This is a genomic window from Enterobacter cloacae complex sp. IR5402, assembly GCF_049238125.1.
In the GTDB taxonomy this organism is placed as follows: Bacteria; Pseudomonadota; Gammaproteobacteria; order Enterobacterales; family Enterobacteriaceae; genus Enterobacter; species Enterobacter hormaechei_C.
Window position 1 is genome coordinate 244,056 of record NZ_JBMKHO010000006.1, and the last position, 14,372, is coordinate 258,427.

The 14,372-nt window shown below is 57.5% G+C and carries 13 protein-coding genes; 7 read left to right on the plus strand and 6 right to left on the minus strand.

Going from position 1 to position 14,372, the window contains the following annotated elements; translation table 11 throughout:
• Positions 1–17: 17 nt before the first annotated feature.
• The gene (locus ACOTXL_RS13095; protein WP_003862510.1) at positions 18–1,283 is read left to right on the plus strand and encodes an oligosaccharide MFS transporter; all 1,266 of its coding nucleotides are present in this window, start codon (positions 18–20) and stop codon (positions 1,281–1,283) included.
• Between the two features lie 28 nt (positions 1,284–1,311).
• Positions 1,312–2,499: a glycoside hydrolase family 88 protein gene (locus ACOTXL_RS13100; protein WP_045350462.1), complete on the plus strand. Its 1,188-nt coding sequence runs from the start codon at positions 1,312–1,314 to the stop codon at positions 2,497–2,499.
• Between the two features lie 12 nt (positions 2,500–2,511).
• Here ACOTXL_RS13100 and ACOTXL_RS13105 read toward each other — a convergent pair whose 3' ends face one another.
• The 6 genes from ACOTXL_RS13105 to qseB all read right to left on the minus strand — a co-directional run bounded on the left by ACOTXL_RS13105 (position 2,512) and on the right by qseB (position 6,707).
• Positions 2,512–3,039, minus strand: coding sequence for a hypothetical protein (locus tag ACOTXL_RS13105; RefSeq protein WP_045335731.1), 528 nt, complete (start codon positions 3,037–3,039; stop codon positions 2,512–2,514).
• Between the two features lie 39 nt (positions 3,040–3,078).
• Positions 3,079–3,519: a peptidoglycan-binding protein LysM gene (gene lysM / locus ACOTXL_RS13110; protein WP_003862507.1), complete on the minus strand. Its 441-nt coding sequence runs from the start codon at positions 3,517–3,519 to the stop codon at positions 3,079–3,081.
• Between the two features lie 152 nt (positions 3,520–3,671).
• Positions 3,672–3,986 (minus strand): putative quinol monooxygenase, encoded by a 315-nt coding sequence (locus tag ACOTXL_RS13115; RefSeq protein WP_003862506.1) that lies wholly within the window; start codon positions 3,984–3,986, stop codon positions 3,672–3,674.
• Positions 3,987–4,016: 30 nt separating this feature from the next.
• A complete protein-coding gene (locus ACOTXL_RS13120) occupies positions 4,017–4,598 on the minus strand; it encodes an NAD(P)H-dependent oxidoreductase (RefSeq protein ID WP_003862505.1) in 582 nt (193 codons plus the stop codon).
• A 103-nt stretch (positions 4,599–4,701) separates the two neighbouring features.
• A complete protein-coding gene (qseC, locus tag ACOTXL_RS13125) occupies positions 4,702–6,051 on the minus strand; it encodes a quorum sensing histidine kinase QseC (RefSeq protein WP_045350461.1) in 1,350 nt (449 codons plus the stop codon).
• Positions 6,048–6,707, minus strand: coding sequence for a quorum sensing response regulator transcription factor QseB (gene qseB, locus ACOTXL_RS13130; RefSeq protein ID WP_023323747.1), 660 nt, complete (start codon positions 6,705–6,707; stop codon positions 6,048–6,050). The genes qseC and qseB overlap by 4 nt, the downstream gene beginning before the upstream one ends.
• Positions 6,708–6,846: 139 nt before the next feature.
• Between qseB and ACOTXL_RS13135 the strand changes: the two genes are divergently transcribed.
• The 5 genes from ACOTXL_RS13135 (at position 6,847) to ACOTXL_RS13155 (ending at position 14,304) form a co-directional block, all read left to right on the plus strand.
• Positions 6,847–7,248 carry a YgiW/YdeI family stress tolerance OB fold protein gene (locus ACOTXL_RS13135; RefSeq protein WP_003862501.1) on the plus strand — a complete coding sequence of 134 codons (402 nt, stop codon included), beginning with the start codon at positions 6,847–6,849 and terminating at the stop codon, positions 7,246–7,248.
• Between the two features lie 118 nt (positions 7,249–7,366).
• On the plus strand, positions 7,367–9,625 hold the full coding sequence (gene parC / locus ACOTXL_RS13140; RefSeq protein WP_022651867.1) for a DNA topoisomerase IV subunit A: 2,259 nt from the start codon (positions 7,367–7,369) through the stop codon (positions 9,623–9,625).
• A 162-nt stretch (positions 9,626–9,787) separates the two neighbouring features.
• Positions 9,788–10,525 (plus strand): 1-acylglycerol-3-phosphate O-acyltransferase, encoded by a 738-nt coding sequence (gene plsC / locus ACOTXL_RS13145; RefSeq protein ID WP_003862497.1) that lies wholly within the window; start codon positions 9,788–9,790, stop codon positions 10,523–10,525.
• Positions 10,526–10,586: 61 nt separating this feature from the next.
• On the plus strand, positions 10,587–11,999 hold the full coding sequence (gene ftsP / locus ACOTXL_RS13150; protein ID WP_003862496.1) for a cell division protein FtsP: 1,413 nt from the start codon (positions 10,587–10,589) through the stop codon (positions 11,997–11,999).
• Positions 12,000–12,129: 130 nt separating this feature from the next.
• Positions 12,130–14,304, plus strand: a complete 2,175-nt coding sequence (locus ACOTXL_RS13155; protein WP_023323746.1) for a YgiQ family radical SAM protein — start codon at positions 12,130–12,132, stop codon at positions 14,302–14,304.
• The last annotated feature ends 68 nt before the right edge of the window (positions 14,305–14,372 follow it).

The window sequence follows — 14,372 nt, forward strand, 5'->3', positions numbered from 1 at the left end:
ACCCCGGCGAGGATGATATGAAAAGCACATCGACAACCAACAGAACTGAATATTACAAAATCAGCAGCTTTATCTTTCTCTATTTCTTTACCTGGTCTGCCAGTATTGGTCTGCTGGCGATCTGGCTCGGTCAGAAAGCCAACCTGAGCGGATCGGTGATTGGAACCGTCTTTGCGGTGAACGGGATATTCTCCGTTATTCTCAAGCCGATCTACGGCTATATTCTCGATAAGATCGGCATGAGCAAATATCTGCTCTATTTTGTGGTGATCATGTCGGCCCTGATGGCGCCATTCTTTATTTATGTTTACCAGCCGCTGTTAATGTCTAATACCCTGCTGGGGATTATTATCGGCGCGCTCTATTTAAGCTTTGCCTGGTACGCGGGTGTGGCGGCGTGCGAATCGTATTCTGACCGCTTTAGCCGCTTAAACGGCATGGAGTTCGGGCAGATCCGTATGTGGGGATCGCTCGGCTGGGCGGTGGCGTCATCCTTCTCCGGCCTGCTGTTCAACCTCTCACCGGCGTATAACTTTATTCTCGGCAGCGTGGCGTCGGTGGTGATGCTGATCGTCCTGCTGAGCCTGAAAGTGAACACTAACTCCGCTCACGCAGGCGAGGTGCTGACGAAAGAGAAAATCGCCCCGTCAGACGTTTACGCCCTGCTGCGAAACCGCAAATTCTGGGCCTTCTGCCTGTACGTGGCGGGCGTGGCGTGGATGATGTTTATCGCCGAGCAGCAGTTCTCGCGCTATTTCGTCACCTTCTTCGACGATATTCACCAGGGCAACGCGGTATTCGGTTATCTCGGGACCGTGCAGTCGGGCATGGAGTTCGTCATGTATATGGTGATCCCGCTGTTTGTGAACTTTATTGGCGCCAAACGCGGGCTATTAATTGTCGGGCTGGTGGTCGGGGCGCGTCTGATTATTTCCGGCATGTGTGATTCTCACCTGTTAATTTCAGTGCTTAAGCCGCTGTACGGTCTGGAAATTTGTCTCCTGCTGGTGTCGGTATTTAAATATATCGCCGAGCATTTCGACAAGCGCGTCAATGCCACCATGTATTTACTCGGCTATCAGGCGATGCTCTACGTTGGCAACGTGGTGGTCTCTTCCCCTGCCGGCTATATGTATGACCGTATTGGCTTTGAGCACACCTATATCATCATGGGCGCAACGGCGCTGACCTTTACCCTTATTTCTGCTTTTACGTTATCCGCCTGTCAGAGCAAATGGCGCGGGGCTCGTGCGCTGAATGTAGCAGAAACGTCAACACGATAAATTACGCCGTCAAAGAAGGAACCGAAATATGTTAAGTCGTATCAAAGAAGAACGTCTGCCTGTTATCGCTGCGCCCGTTGACTCCCGCACATTCAGCGATGAACTGAATTCGGCGCGCAGCCACGTTCTGGACCTGATTAGCCGTCATTTAACGGAGTTCGGCGACAAATTCCCGGCGGAAACCTGCCAGAAAGGTTTTTATCCGCTGACTGACAACGTGGAGTGGACCACCAGCTTCTGGACCGGGCAGCTGTGGCTGGCGTGGGAGATGAGCGGCGAGGAAAAATTCCGTGTGATGGCGGAAAAACACGTGCGCTCGTTTGGCCTGCGCATCGCCGGGCGCAACGACACCAATACCCACGATTTAGGCTTCCTTTACACGCTCTCCTGCGTAGCCGCGTGGCGGCTGACCGGAAACCGCGAGGCGCGCGGCTTCTCGCTGCTGGCGGCGGAAGCCCTGCTGGAACGCTTCCACGAGAAGGCGAAGATCATCCAGGCGTGGGGCGATCTCTCCGATCCGGAGCAGGCCGGGCGAATGATCATCGACTGCAACATGAACCTGCCGCTGCTCTACTGGGCAACGGAGCAGACGGGCGATCCGCGCTTTGCCGACGCCGCAAAAGCGCACGTCATGCAGGCGGCGACGTATCTCATTCGTGACGATGCCTCCACCTTCCACACCTACTATATGGATGTGGCAACCGGCGCACCGCGCTACGGCAACACCCAGCAGGGCTACGCCGACGACTCCTGCTGGTCGCGCGGGCAGGCGTGGGGCATTTACGGTTTCCTGCTGAGCTATATCTATACCGGCGACGAAACGATGATCGCCCTGTCAAAACGGCTGGCGAACTACTTCCTCAATCGCCTGCCGGAAGACTACGTCTGCCACTGGGATCTGGCGCTGGTGGGCACCGACGCGCTGCGTGACTCTTCCTCGGCGGCAATTGCGGTATGTGGGCTGTTGGAGCTGGTGAAACAACTGCCGGTCACAGATCCGGATCGCGAACGTTACCTCGAATGGGCGAAAGGGATTATGTCCACGCTGACAAAGCACTATCTGATGGGCAAAGAAGAGAAGGGCAACGGGCTGCTTAAGCACTCGGTGTATCACCTGGCGAGCAATAAAGGCGTGGATGAGTGCGCGAGCTGGGGCGATTACTTCTACGTCGAGGCGCTGGTGCGCTTCACCCAGAGCTGGAAGCTGTACTGGTAACGGGCAGCGGTATCACCACCCAAGCACCTCTTTAATGGCGCGCCGGTAGGGCGTATCAAGCTGGGCAGGCACGCGGCAAATATAGTCCCGCGCATGGCTGCGGGTCTGTCCGCTGAGGCTGTCGAGATAAGCGATGGCCTCGTCCACGGCAGGAACCCTGCCTTCCTGCGACGCGCTTCTCGGCGGAAGCCCGGTCCAGATGAGCGCCTCAATTCCTCTCTCCCTCGCCCATGTCGAGATCGCTCCCGCGTTGCGTCCGGCTATCAGCAGCGAGCCGATACCATCGCAACGATCGTCAGGAATGGCCTCCCGCTCGCGCAGGGCCTGAGTGGCCACGCTCAGCGAAGTGGTATTCAGCCATACCCAAAGCACAGGCAGGGCGGGCGCGTTCATGCAGATGGCGGTCGCCAGTTCGCCGCCATCGCTGACGCGGCAGAACTCGACGGGCAAAGAAGGCCCGTCGGTTTGCCACTCACCGGCTACCGGTAGCGCGCCGCTTTTCCAGATTAACGAGCCCCAGCCAAGACAAGCGATTTTCATGCTGTTCCTCTGCGCGACGTGAACCAATAGCCTCAGACGTTATGCCTTAGGAATACGCAGCGTCTGGCCGGGATAAATTTTATCCGGGCTGGAGAGCATCGGGCGGTTCGCCTCAAAGATCTTGTTGTACTGATTGGCATCGCCGTACACGGTTTTAGAGATGGCGCTCAGGGTATCGCCGGATTTCACCGTATAGTAGGTTGCTTCATCTTTGGCGTCTGTCGCGGTGATATTGTTCTCCACCTCGCTGACGCCCGCGATGTTGCCGACGGCGACCTGGATTTTTTCTTTCTGCTCCTGCGTTAGCCCGTCGCCCGTTACGCTGGCTTTGCCGTCGGTGACGTTAACCTGAACTTTATCGGAACCGGGAATGTTGAGTTTCTTGAGGTGCTCGGTGATTTTGTCGCTCTGACCCTTATGATCGGTCAGGTTGTCCCAAAGCTTTTCGCCTGCTTCTTTCACGAAGTTAAAAAGACCCATTCCATCCTCCTGTTAAACATGAAGTCAGAATAAGCATAGCAGTTGAGCGGTAAGGTGATAAAAAAAGCCCGGTGGCGTTAACGCTTACCGGGCCTGCGGGGGAAAGTTGTAGGCCGGGTAAACGTAGTGCCACCCGGCAAATTTCACAGAACTTAAACCCCTTGCTCCAGAATACGGATGTGGGTTTCCAGAACGTCCCCTTTCACCGCGTCGCTCCACGCTTTCATATGCGCGGTCTGCAAATGGGCTTCAAGGTGTGCGACGGTTTCCCACTGCTCCACCATGATGATGGAGTCTGGCGCGGTCGCCTGGAAGCTTGCGCTGGTGGCGGCGTCTACCATCGGCGCGTAGCCGTGGCAGCCTTCTTCTTTCAGTACGGTCGGGATGATCTTCGCGAACTCATCCAGTACTGCCTGGCGGTGATGTTGGCCAGGACGCGTACGGATTTCAGCAATAACGGTAAGCATAATTAACTCCTTCTAATTCCAGGCTACCAGTTAAGCAAAAATTTCCGCGAGATGCTTGCGATATTCTGCGATATAGCGCGGGACGTCCGGCATTTTAATTACGTCGTTGACGATAAAGGTCGGCAGCGGCTCCATTCCCAGGAACTGATTCGCCTTGTGGAACGGCAGATACGCGCCGTCTACGCCCACGCCTTCGAAGAACTGATCGTTCTCGGTGAAGGCTTCCAGCGGCGCGTTCCAGGTCAGGGAGAGCATATATTTTTTGCCCTGAATCAGACCGCCGGAACCGTATTTTTTAGACGCATCTGAACGGGTACGACCGTCGCTGGCATACAGCGAACCGTGACCTTCGGTAAACACATCGTCCATGTATTTTTTCACGGTCCACGGTGCGCCCATCCACCAGCCCGGCATCTGCCAGATCACCACGTCGGCCCACAGGAAGTTCTGCACTTCGGCCTTCACGTCATAATCGCTGTCCGCGCGCACGACCTTAACATCATGTCCGGCGTCGCGCAGGAAACCATCCGCGACCTCGGTCAGGGTGTCATTGAGCTGGCCTTTAGAGTGCGCAAATTCTTTCGCGCCGTTGATAATCAGAATGTTGCTCATTATTTGTCCTCGATGATGAGAGTATGCCGGGTATTCTACGCGCGAGGACGGAGCGGAAAAATAAGCAAAATGTGCAAAGTCTTTTGCGCTCAGCGCAATAATCTTACCAGCTGACGGTCACCGCAAAACCCCCTTCCGGCGCATTGCCCAGCGAGACGCGCATCCCGTGCAACGCCGCGATACGCTTGACGATAGACAACCCCAGACCGCTGCCAGTGGCGTCCTGGCCCGGTGGACGATAAAAGCGCTCGCCGAGACGCGTCAGCGCATCGGTTGAAATGCCCGGGCCGTTGTCGCGCACGGTAAAGCTTTGGGTATTCAGCGTCACGTCCACCACGCTGCCGCGCGGGCTGTAACGAACGGCGTTGTCCAGCAGGTTTCGCGCCAGCAGACTCAGCAGTAGCGGCTGTCCGTGACGCATCACCTCGGGCGCATTAACGTTGAGCCGAACATCAATGCCCGCCTGCTGCGCCGGATGCCAGATATCCAGCACCGCAGATTGCAGCAAATCGGCCATCATCACGGGTTCGACGTCATCAAGATTATCCAGTGAATCCAGGCGCGACAGGGTGAGAAGCTGGTCCACCAGCCGGGAGGCGCGGTCGATGCCCGCATGCAATTGCCCCAGCGCTTTAGACTGCGCCCCGGGATCGTCAAGGGAAAGCTGCGCCACGTCGGTTTGCACCTTCAGCGCGGCCAGCGGGCTGCGTAACTCATGGGCGGCATCCGAGGTGAAGCGGCGCTCGCGGGCCATCATCTCCTGCGTACGGGCGAAAAGATGGTTAAGCGCATCAAGCAGGGGGCGAACCTCCGTCGGCACGCCGTGGGTGGGCAGCGTATCGGTCGCATCCGGGGAGCGCGAACGCAGGGTCTGCGCCAGCTTTTTCAGCGGTTTCAGTTCCCGGCTCAGCAGAACAATCAGCAACAGCAGCATTACGGGCAGCGCCACCAGCCACGGCGTCAGCTGCGAGCTGACCACGTCCAGCGCCATATCCTGTCGGTACTCCCACTCCTGGCCAACCACCACGCGGTATTTCCCGTCCGGAGAAGTCAGCCACAGGAAACGCCATTCGTCGTTGTCATCCTGCAACCGACCGTCATCAAACCCGTCCCGGCGGTAGAGGTAAGGTATGTCGCGCCCGTTTTCGCCGTCGTTAAGCACCATGCTGCCGTCGGCGGTGAAGATTGCGAAGGCCAGCGCATCGTCGTCAAGATGGCCGTGTTTGGCTTTTTTCGGCACCTCGCGCATGCGTTCCGGGGCGCGAAGTTCGTCCACGTCCATCGTCAGCAGCCGTTTGGCAAACAGCATCTGCTGGGTATCGAACAGCTTATCGAGCTTGTCGGTCGTCTGGTGCCAGGCCACCACGCTTGCGGCAAACCAGGCCGCCAGGGACAGCAGCAAAAAGAGGAACGTCAGGCGCAGCTTCAGGCTCAGGCGTTGGGTCAGTTTCATGCGTCACCCAGGGTATAACCGATGCCGTGCACGGTGCGGATAAAGTCGCTGCCGAGCTTGCGGCGTAAATGATGAACGTGGACTTCGACAGCGTTGCTGGAGACGTCATCATCCCAGTTGTAGAGCTTCTCCTCGATGGCCTTGCGCGGCAGCACGCGGCCCGCGTTGCGCATCAGCAGTTCCAGCAGGGCGAACTCTTTGGGTTTGAGCACCAGCGTTTCGCCCTCCAGCGTGGCGACAAGGCTTGCCGGATCGAGCGTGACCTTGCCGTGACGCAGCTCGCTGCGCGCCTGCCCGTGGCTGCGGCGTACCAGCGCTTCCAGACGGGCCGCCACTTCAATTAGCGCGAACGGCTTACACAGGTAATCATCCGCCCCCAGGCGTAACCCTTCGACGCGCTGATTCAGCGCATCCCGCGCGGTCAGGATCAGCACCGGTTCGCTCTTTCCGCTTTCGCGCCAGGCGCGCAGGATCTCAAGCCCGTCGATCTCCGGCAGCGTTAGATCCAGCACCACGGCATCATACGGCGCGGTGTACAGGGCCGCCTGCCCGGTTTTCCCGTCGGTAAACCAGTCCACGTTAAAGCCCATTTTGCTTAAGCCCGCTTTGATGCCGTCGCCAATGAGCTTGTCGTCTTCTACCAGTAAAATGCGCATATTTCCTCCTTGATGCCGTCAGTAAACCTTTTGCAAGCGCCTGCTGTACAGTAAAAATAAATAAATTTTCCCCTTAAGAAGTTGTTAAGGTTTACCCTGTTTAATGGATTGTGAAACGACATTAAAGGGAGAGATAAAGATGAAAAAATTCGCTGCAATTGCTGCCATCATGATGATGACCACGGCCCCTGTCTTTGCTGCACAGGGTGGCTTCTCTGGCCCATCTGCGACACAGAATCAGACGCAAACCCAGCAGGGTGGCTTTGTCGATAACAACGCCAACCTCACCACCGCGGCTAAAGTGAAAGACCTGAAGGACGATGCCTGGGTGAAGCTGCGCGGGAACATTACCGAGCGCCTGTCCGATGACCGTTACACCTTCCGCGATGAAAGCGGCACGGTGGTGGTGGAGATCGACCACAAGCGCTGGAACGGCGTGACGGTGACGCCGCAGGATAAAGTCGAACTCCAGGGTAAAATCGATAAAGACTGGAACGAGTTTGAAATCGACGTGAAGCAGGTTATCAAGCTGAACAAATAACCCGAAAAGGGCCGCATAAGCGGCCCTTTTTCTTTGTGACTCAACTCGTCAGATAGGGTAGTATCTGCGGCAATATTGCCTGAAACCCTTCGGTTTCTGAGTTGAGGAATCACACGTAATGAGCGATATGGCAGAGCGCCTCGCGCTACATGAATTCACGGAAAATGCCTACCTGAACTACTCCATGTACGTCATCATGGACAGGGCGTTGCCGTTTATCGGGGATGGCCTGAAGCCCGTTCAGCGCCGCATCGTCTATGCGATGTCCGAACTGGGGCTGAACGCTACCGCCAAGTTTAAGAAATCCGCCCGTACCGTCGGCGACGTGCTGGGTAAATACCATCCGCACGGCGACATCGCCTGCTATGAAGCGATGGTGCTGATGGCCCAGCCGTTTTCTTATCGCTATCCGCTGGTGGATGGCCAGGGGAACTGGGGGGCGCCGGACGATCCGAAATCCTTCGCGGCAATGCGTTATACCGAATCTCGCCTGTCTAAATATGCCGAAGTGCTGTTGGGCGAGCTGGGGCAGGGCACGGTCGACTGGGTGCCAAACTTCGACGGTACGATGCAGGAGCCGAAAATGCTGCCTGCGCGTCTGCCGAACATCCTGCTGAACGGCACGACCGGTATCGCCGTGGGCATGGCGACGGACATTCCGCCGCACAACCTGCGTGAAGTGGCAAAAGCGGCCATCACCCTGATTGAGCAGCCAAAAACCTCGCTGGACGATCTGCTGGATATCGTGCAGGGGCCGGACTATCCGACCGAAGCCGAGATCATCACCTCGCGTGCGGAAATCCGCAAAATCTACCAGAACGGTCGCGGCTCCGTGCGCATGCGCGCGGTGTGGAATAAAGAGGATGGTGCCGTGGTGATCACCGCGCTGCCGCACCAGGTGTCCGGTGCGAAGGTGCTGGAGCAGATCGCCTCCCAGATGCGCAATAAAAAGCTGCCGATGGTGGACGACCTGCGCGACGAATCGGACCACGAAAACCCGACCCGTCTGGTGATCGTGCCGCGCTCTAACCGCGTGGACATGGAGCAGGTGATGAACCACCTGTTCGCCACTACCGATCTGGAAAAAAGCTACCGCATCAACCTGAACATGATTGGTCTGGACGGTCGTCCGGCGGTGAAAAACCTGCTGGAGATCCTTACCGAATGGCTGGCCTTCCGCCGCGATACGGTGCGCCGTCGTCTGAACCATCGCCTGGAAAAAGTGCTTAAGCGCCTGCATATCCTCGAAGGTTTGCTGGTGGCGTTCCTCAACATTGACGAAGTGATCGAGATCATTCGTACCGAGGACGAACCTAAGCCTGCCCTGATGTCGCGCTTTGGCATCAGCGAAACTCAGGCCGAAGCGATCCTCGAACTGAAATTGCGCCATCTCGCCAGACTGGAAGAGATGAAGATCCGAGGCGAGCAGAACGAGCTGGAAAAAGAGCGCGATCAGCTTCAGGCGATTCTGGCGTCCGAGCGCAAGATGAACACCCTGCTGAAGAAAGAGTTGCAGGCCGATGCCGACGCCTTTGGCGACGACCGACGTTCTCCGCTGCACGAGCGCGAAGAGGCGAAGGCGATGAACGAGCACGACATGCTGCCGTCCGAGCCGGTGACCATTGTGCTTTCCCAGAGCGGCTGGGTGCGTAGCGCCAAAGGCCACGATATCGACGCGCCGGGTCTGAGCTACAAATCCGGTGATAGCTTCAAGGCGGCGGTGAAGGGCAAGAGCAACCAGCCGGTGGCGTTTATCGACTCCACGGGCCGCAGCTACGCCATCGACCCGATCACGCTGCCGTCTGCGCGCGGCCAGGGCGAACCGCTCACCGGTAAGCTGACGCTGCCGCCGGGTGCCACGGTTGAGCATATGCTGATGGAAGCCGACGATCAAAAACTGCTGATGGCGTCTGATGCGGGCTACGGCTTTATCTGTACCTTCAACGATCTGGTGTCGCGTAACCGTGCCGGTAAAGCGCTGATTAGCCTGCCGGATAACGCACACGTCATGCCGCCGCTGATCATCGAGAACGAAAGCGACATGCTGCTGGCGATCACCGCTGCCGGACGTATGCTGATGTTTCCGGTCAGCGATTTGCCGGAGCTGTCGAAAGGCAAGGGCAACAAGATCATCAGTATCCCGTCAGCGGAAGCGGCAAAAGGCGAAGATAGCCTCGCGCATCTCTTCCTGCTGCCGCCGCAGAGCACGCTGACCATTCATGTCGGCAAGCGTAAAATCAAACTGCGTCCGGAAGAGTTGCAGAAGGTGGTGGGTGAGCGCGGACGTCGCGGCTCACTGATGCGCGGCCTCCAGCGAATCGACCGCGTGGAGATTGACTCGCCGGCGCGCAGCAAAGCGGACGACAGCGAAGAGTAATCTGTTTCATCCCCCTCTTTCCGGAGGGGGAATTACCATAAAATTTCCCGTAAAAACGTTGTTAATTCGTGCGTTGCGATTAACAATACGCGCTCGTAATAAAGTCCTTACCTGGCCACAGGTGAAGTATAATTGTCAGCTGTCAGGGCTTCAGAGGTCGCTATGCTATACATTGTTCGTCTCATTCTTACCGTTATTTATTGCATTCTGGTCTGTATTTTCGGATCGATTTATTGCCTGTTCAGCCCGCGTAACCCAAAGCATGTCGCGACGTTTGGCCACATGTTTGGTCGTCTTGCGCCGCTGTTTGGCCTGAAGGTTGAAAAGCGTCTGCCTGAAGGGGCGGAGAATTTCGGTAACGCCATCTATATCGCTAACCATCAGAACAACTACGATATGGTGACGGCCTCAAATATTGTTCTTCCGCCGACCGTAACCGTGGGCAAAAAAAGCCTGCTGTGGATCCCCTTTTTCGGCCAGCTGTACTGGCTCACCGGTAACTTGCTGATTGACCGCAACAACCGCGCCAAAGCGCATGGCACCATTGCGGAAGTGGTGGATCAGTTTAAAAAGCGCCGGATTTCCATCTGGATGTTCCCGGAAGGGACGCGCAGCCGTGGTCGCGGCCTGCTGCCGTTCAAGACCGGCGCGTTTCATGCTGCAATTGCGGCTGGCGTTCCAATTATTCCCGTGTGTGTTTCCAATACATCGAATAAGATTAATCTTAACCGTCTGAATAACGGACTGGTCATTGTCGAAATGCTGCCGCCGGTAGATACCTCTAAATACGGTAAAGACCAGGTGCGCGAGCTGGCCACGCACTGCCGCGAGCTGATGGCTCAGCATATTGCGCAGCTCGATAAAGAAGTTGCAGAGCGAGAAGCCGCCGGTAAGATTTAACCCGGTGTCGTGTAAGGGAAAACGAATTCCCGCGTTGTTAGTCGTTTCAGATGGAGCTTATATGTCACTCAGTCGGCGTCAGTTTATTCAGGCTTCGGGTATCGCCCTTTGTGCGGGTGCGATACCGCGGACAGCCAGCGCCGCCGGGCAGCAACAGCCGCTGCCTATTCCGCCGTTGATTGAATCCCGTCGCGGGCAGCCGCTATTCCTCACGCTTCAGCGTAGCCACTGGTCCTTTACCCAGGGAACGCGCGCGCAGGTATGGGGCATTAACGGACGCTACCTCGGGCCGACCATTCGCGTGTGGAATGGCGATGACGTTAAGCTCATCTACAGTAACCGTACGACGGAAAATGTCGCGATGACCGTCAGTGGTTTGCAGGTGCCGGGGCCGCTGATTGGCGGCGCGGCACGCATGATGTCGCCGAATGCCGACTGGGCGCCCGTCCTCCCGATTCGTCAGAGCGCGGCGACATTGTGGTATCACGCCAATACCCCGAACCGCACCGCCCAGCAGGTCTACAACGGCCTGGCCGGAATGTGGCTGATTGAAGATGAGGTCAGTAAAACGCTGCCGATCCCGAATCACTACGGCGTCGATGATTTCCCGATCATTATTCAGGATAAGCGACTGGATAACTTTGGTACCCCGGAGTACAGCGAGCCGGGCAGCGGTGGCTTTGTGGGCGATACGCTGCTGGTTAACGGCGCGCAAAGCCCGTATGTCGAAGTGTCTCGTGGCTGGGTGCGCCTGCGTCTGCTGAATGCCTCTAACTCGCGCCGCTACCAGTTGCAGATGAGCGACGGCCGCGCGCTGCACGTGATTTCAGGCGATCAGGGGTTATTACCTGCGCCGGTGTCGGTGAAGCAGCTGGCGCTGGCGCCAGGCGAACGTCGTGAAATCCTCGTGGATATGACCAACGGGGATGAAGTGTCCGTGACCTGCGGCGAAGCGGCAAGCATTGTTGACCGTATTCGCGGCTTCTTTGAACCGTCGAGCGTGCTGGTCTCCACGCTGGTGCTGACGCTGCGCCCGACCGGCCTGTTGCCGCTGGTGACCGACAGCCTGCCGATGCGCCTGCTGCCGCAGGAAATTGTGACCGGCCCGGCAGTACGCAGTCGCGATATCAGCCTTGGCGACGATCCGGGCATCAACGGCGCGCTGTGGGACGTAAACCGTATTGATATCACCGCCCAGCAGGGAACCTGGGAGCGCTGGACCGTCCGCTCGGAGATGCCGCAGTCGTTCCATATTGAAGGGGTGTCATTCCTGATCCGCAACGTCAACGGGGCGATGCCGTTCCCGGAAGACAGGGGCTGGAAAGATACCGTCTGGGTGGATGGCCAGGTCGAACTGCTCGTCTACTACGGCCAGCCTTCCTGGCCGCACTTCCCGTTCCTGTTCCACAGCCAGACCCTGGAGATGATGGACAGGGGATCGGTAGGGCAGATGCTGGTGAATCCGGCACCGTAAAACACTTTCTCCCTCTCCCTGTGGGAGAGGGTTGGGGTGAGGGCAACAGCCCGCACAATACCCCTTCATTTCCCCCGGTAAACCAGCGTATAATCCCGCTCCTTTTGTCTATTTTTTCTTCGGAAGCATTATGAGCGCTATTTCCCTGATCCAGCCGGATCGCGACCTCTTCTCCTGGCCCCAGTACTGGGCAGCCTGCTTTGGACCGGCGCCTTTCCTGCCGATGTCCCGTGAAGAGATGGACCAGCTGGGCTGGGACAGCTGCGATATTATTCTGGTGACGGGCGATGCGTATGTCGATCACCCGAGCTTTGGCATGGCGATCTGCGGCCGTATGCTTGAAGCCCAGGGCTTCCGCGTGGGGATCATCTCCCAGCCTGACTGGAACAGCAAAGACGACTTTATGCGTCTGGGCAAGCCTAACCTGTTCTTCGGCGTGACCGCGGGCAACATGGACTCGATGATCAACCGCTATACCGCCGACCGTAAGCTGCGCCATGACGACGCTTATACGGCTGACAACGTGGCGGGTAAACGTCCCGACCGCGCAACCCTCGTCTACACCCAGCGATGCAAAGAAGCATGGAAAGACGTGCCGGTGATCCTGGGCGGCATCGAAGCGAGCCTGCGCCGTACCGCACACTATGACTACTGGTCCGACACCGTGCGCCGTTCGGTGCTGGTGGATTCGAAAGCCGACATGCTGATCTTCGGTAACGGTGAGCGTCCGCTGGTAGAGGTGGCACACCGTCTGGCGCAGGGCGAAGCGGTCAGCGAGATCCGCGACGTGCGCAACACCGCGATCATGGTGAAAGAGGCGCTGCCGGGCTGGAGCGGGGTGGATTCCCGCATTATCGATATGCCGGGCAAAATCGATCCTATCCCGCATCCGTACGGTGACGATCTGCCGTGCGCGGATAACAAACCGGTTGAGCCGAAGAAAGCGGAAGCAAAAGCCGTGGTGGTGCAGCCGCCGCGTCCGAAGCCGTGGGAAAAAACCTATGTGCTGCTGCCGTCCTACGAAAAAGTAAAAAGCGATAAAGTACTCTACGCCCACGCGTCGCGCATCTTACACCATGAAACCAACCCCGGCTGCGCGCGAGCGCTGATGCAAAAGCACGGCGAGCGCTATATCTGGGTTAACCCGCCGGCGATCCCGCTCTCTACCGAAGAGATGGACAGCGTGTTTGCTCTGCCGTACAAGCGTGTACCGCATCCGTCATATGGCAGCAGCCGCATTCCGGCGTACGAGATGATTCGTTTCTCGATCAACATCATGCGCGGCTGCTTCGGCGGGTGCTCCTTCTGTTCGATCACCGAACACGAAGGCCGTATTATTCAGAGCCGTTCCGAAGAGTCGATTGTTAACGAGATCGAAGCCATTCGCGACACGGTGCCGGGCTTTACCGGTGTGATCTCCGATCTGGGTGGTCCAACGGCCAACATGTACATGCTGCGCTGTAAATCGCCGCGCGCCGAGCAGACCTGCCGTCGTCTCTCCTGCGTTTATCCGAGCATTTGCGAGCATATGGACACCAACCACGAGCCGACGATCAACCTTTACCGTCGCGCCCGTGACCTGAAAGGCATCAAGAAGATCCTGATCGCCTCCGGCGTGCGTTACGACATTGCGGTAGAAGATCCGCGCTACATCAAAGAGCTGGCGACGCACCACGTTGGCGGTTATCTGAAGATCGCCCCGGAGCACACCGAAGAAGGTCCGCTGTCCAAAATGATGAAGCCGGGCATGGGCAGCTATGACCGCTTTAAACAGCTGTTTGATACCTATTCAAAACAGGCGGGGAAAGAGCAGTATCTGATCCCATACTTCATCTCCGCACACCCCGGCACCCGTGATGAAGACATGGTGAACCTGGCGCTGTGGCTGAAGCAGCGTCGATTCCGTCTGGATCAGGTGCAGAACTTCTACCCGTCGCCGCTCGCCAACTCGACGACCATGTATTACACCGGCAAAAACCCGCTGAGTAAGATTGGTTATAAGAGCGAAGACGTGGTGGTGCCGAAAGGGGATAAACAGCGCCGTCTGCATAAAGCGCTGCTGCGCTATCACGATCCGAAAAACTGGCCGCTGATCCGTCAGGCGCTGGAAGAGATGGGGAAAAAGCACCTGATCGGCTCGCGTCGTGATTGCCTGGTGCCTGCGCCAACGCTGGAAGAGATGCGCGAAGCGCGCCGCCAGAACCGCAACACGCGCCCGGCGCTGACCAAACATACCCCGATTGCGCATCAGCGTTCGAATGGTGTTGCGGGAACGAAGAAGAACGTAAAACGTAAGACCGGTTAAACCTGTAACAATACCCGGTGGCGCTGCGCTTACCGGGTCTACAGGTCTAACCCTCTCCCCTCCTGGGA

Bases quoted from the DNA above. Each gene is read 5' to 3' on its own strand.
- ACOTXL_RS13095 (WP_003862510.1), top strand. From the start codon at position 18: ATGAAAAGCACATCGACAACCAACAGAACTGAATATTACAAAATCAGC.
- ACOTXL_RS13100 (WP_045350462.1), top strand. From the start codon at position 1,312: ATGTTAAGTCGTATCAAAGAAGAACGTCTGCCTGTTATCGCTGCGCCC.
- ACOTXL_RS13105 (WP_045335731.1), bottom strand. From the start codon at position 3,039: ATGAAAATCGCTTGTCTTGGCTGGGGCTCGTTAATCTGGAAAAGCGGC.
- lysM (WP_003862507.1), bottom strand. From the start codon at position 3,519: ATGGGTCTTTTTAACTTCGTGAAAGAAGCAGGCGAAAAGCTTTGGGAC.
- ACOTXL_RS13115 (WP_003862506.1), bottom strand. From the start codon at position 3,986: ATGCTTACCGTTATTGCTGAAATCCGTACGCGTCCTGGCCAACATCAC.
- ACOTXL_RS13120 (WP_003862505.1), bottom strand. From the start codon at position 4,598: ATGAGCAACATTCTGATTATCAACGGCGCGAAAGAATTTGCGCACTCT.
- qseC (WP_045350461.1), bottom strand. From the start codon at position 6,051: ATGAAACTGACCCAACGCCTGAGCCTGAAGCTGCGCCTGACGTTCCTC.
- qseB (WP_023323747.1), bottom strand. From the start codon at position 6,707: ATGCGCATTTTACTGGTAGAAGACGACAAGCTCATTGGCGACGGCATC.
- ACOTXL_RS13135 (WP_003862501.1), top strand. From the start codon at position 6,847: ATGAAAAAATTCGCTGCAATTGCTGCCATCATGATGATGACCACGGCC.
- parC (WP_022651867.1), top strand. From the start codon at position 7,367: ATGAGCGATATGGCAGAGCGCCTCGCGCTACATGAATTCACGGAAAAT.
- plsC (WP_003862497.1), top strand. From the start codon at position 9,788: ATGCTATACATTGTTCGTCTCATTCTTACCGTTATTTATTGCATTCTG.
- ftsP (WP_003862496.1), top strand. From the start codon at position 10,587: ATGTCACTCAGTCGGCGTCAGTTTATTCAGGCTTCGGGTATCGCCCTT.
- ACOTXL_RS13155 (WP_023323746.1), top strand. From the start codon at position 12,130: ATGAGCGCTATTTCCCTGATCCAGCCGGATCGCGACCTCTTCTCCTGG.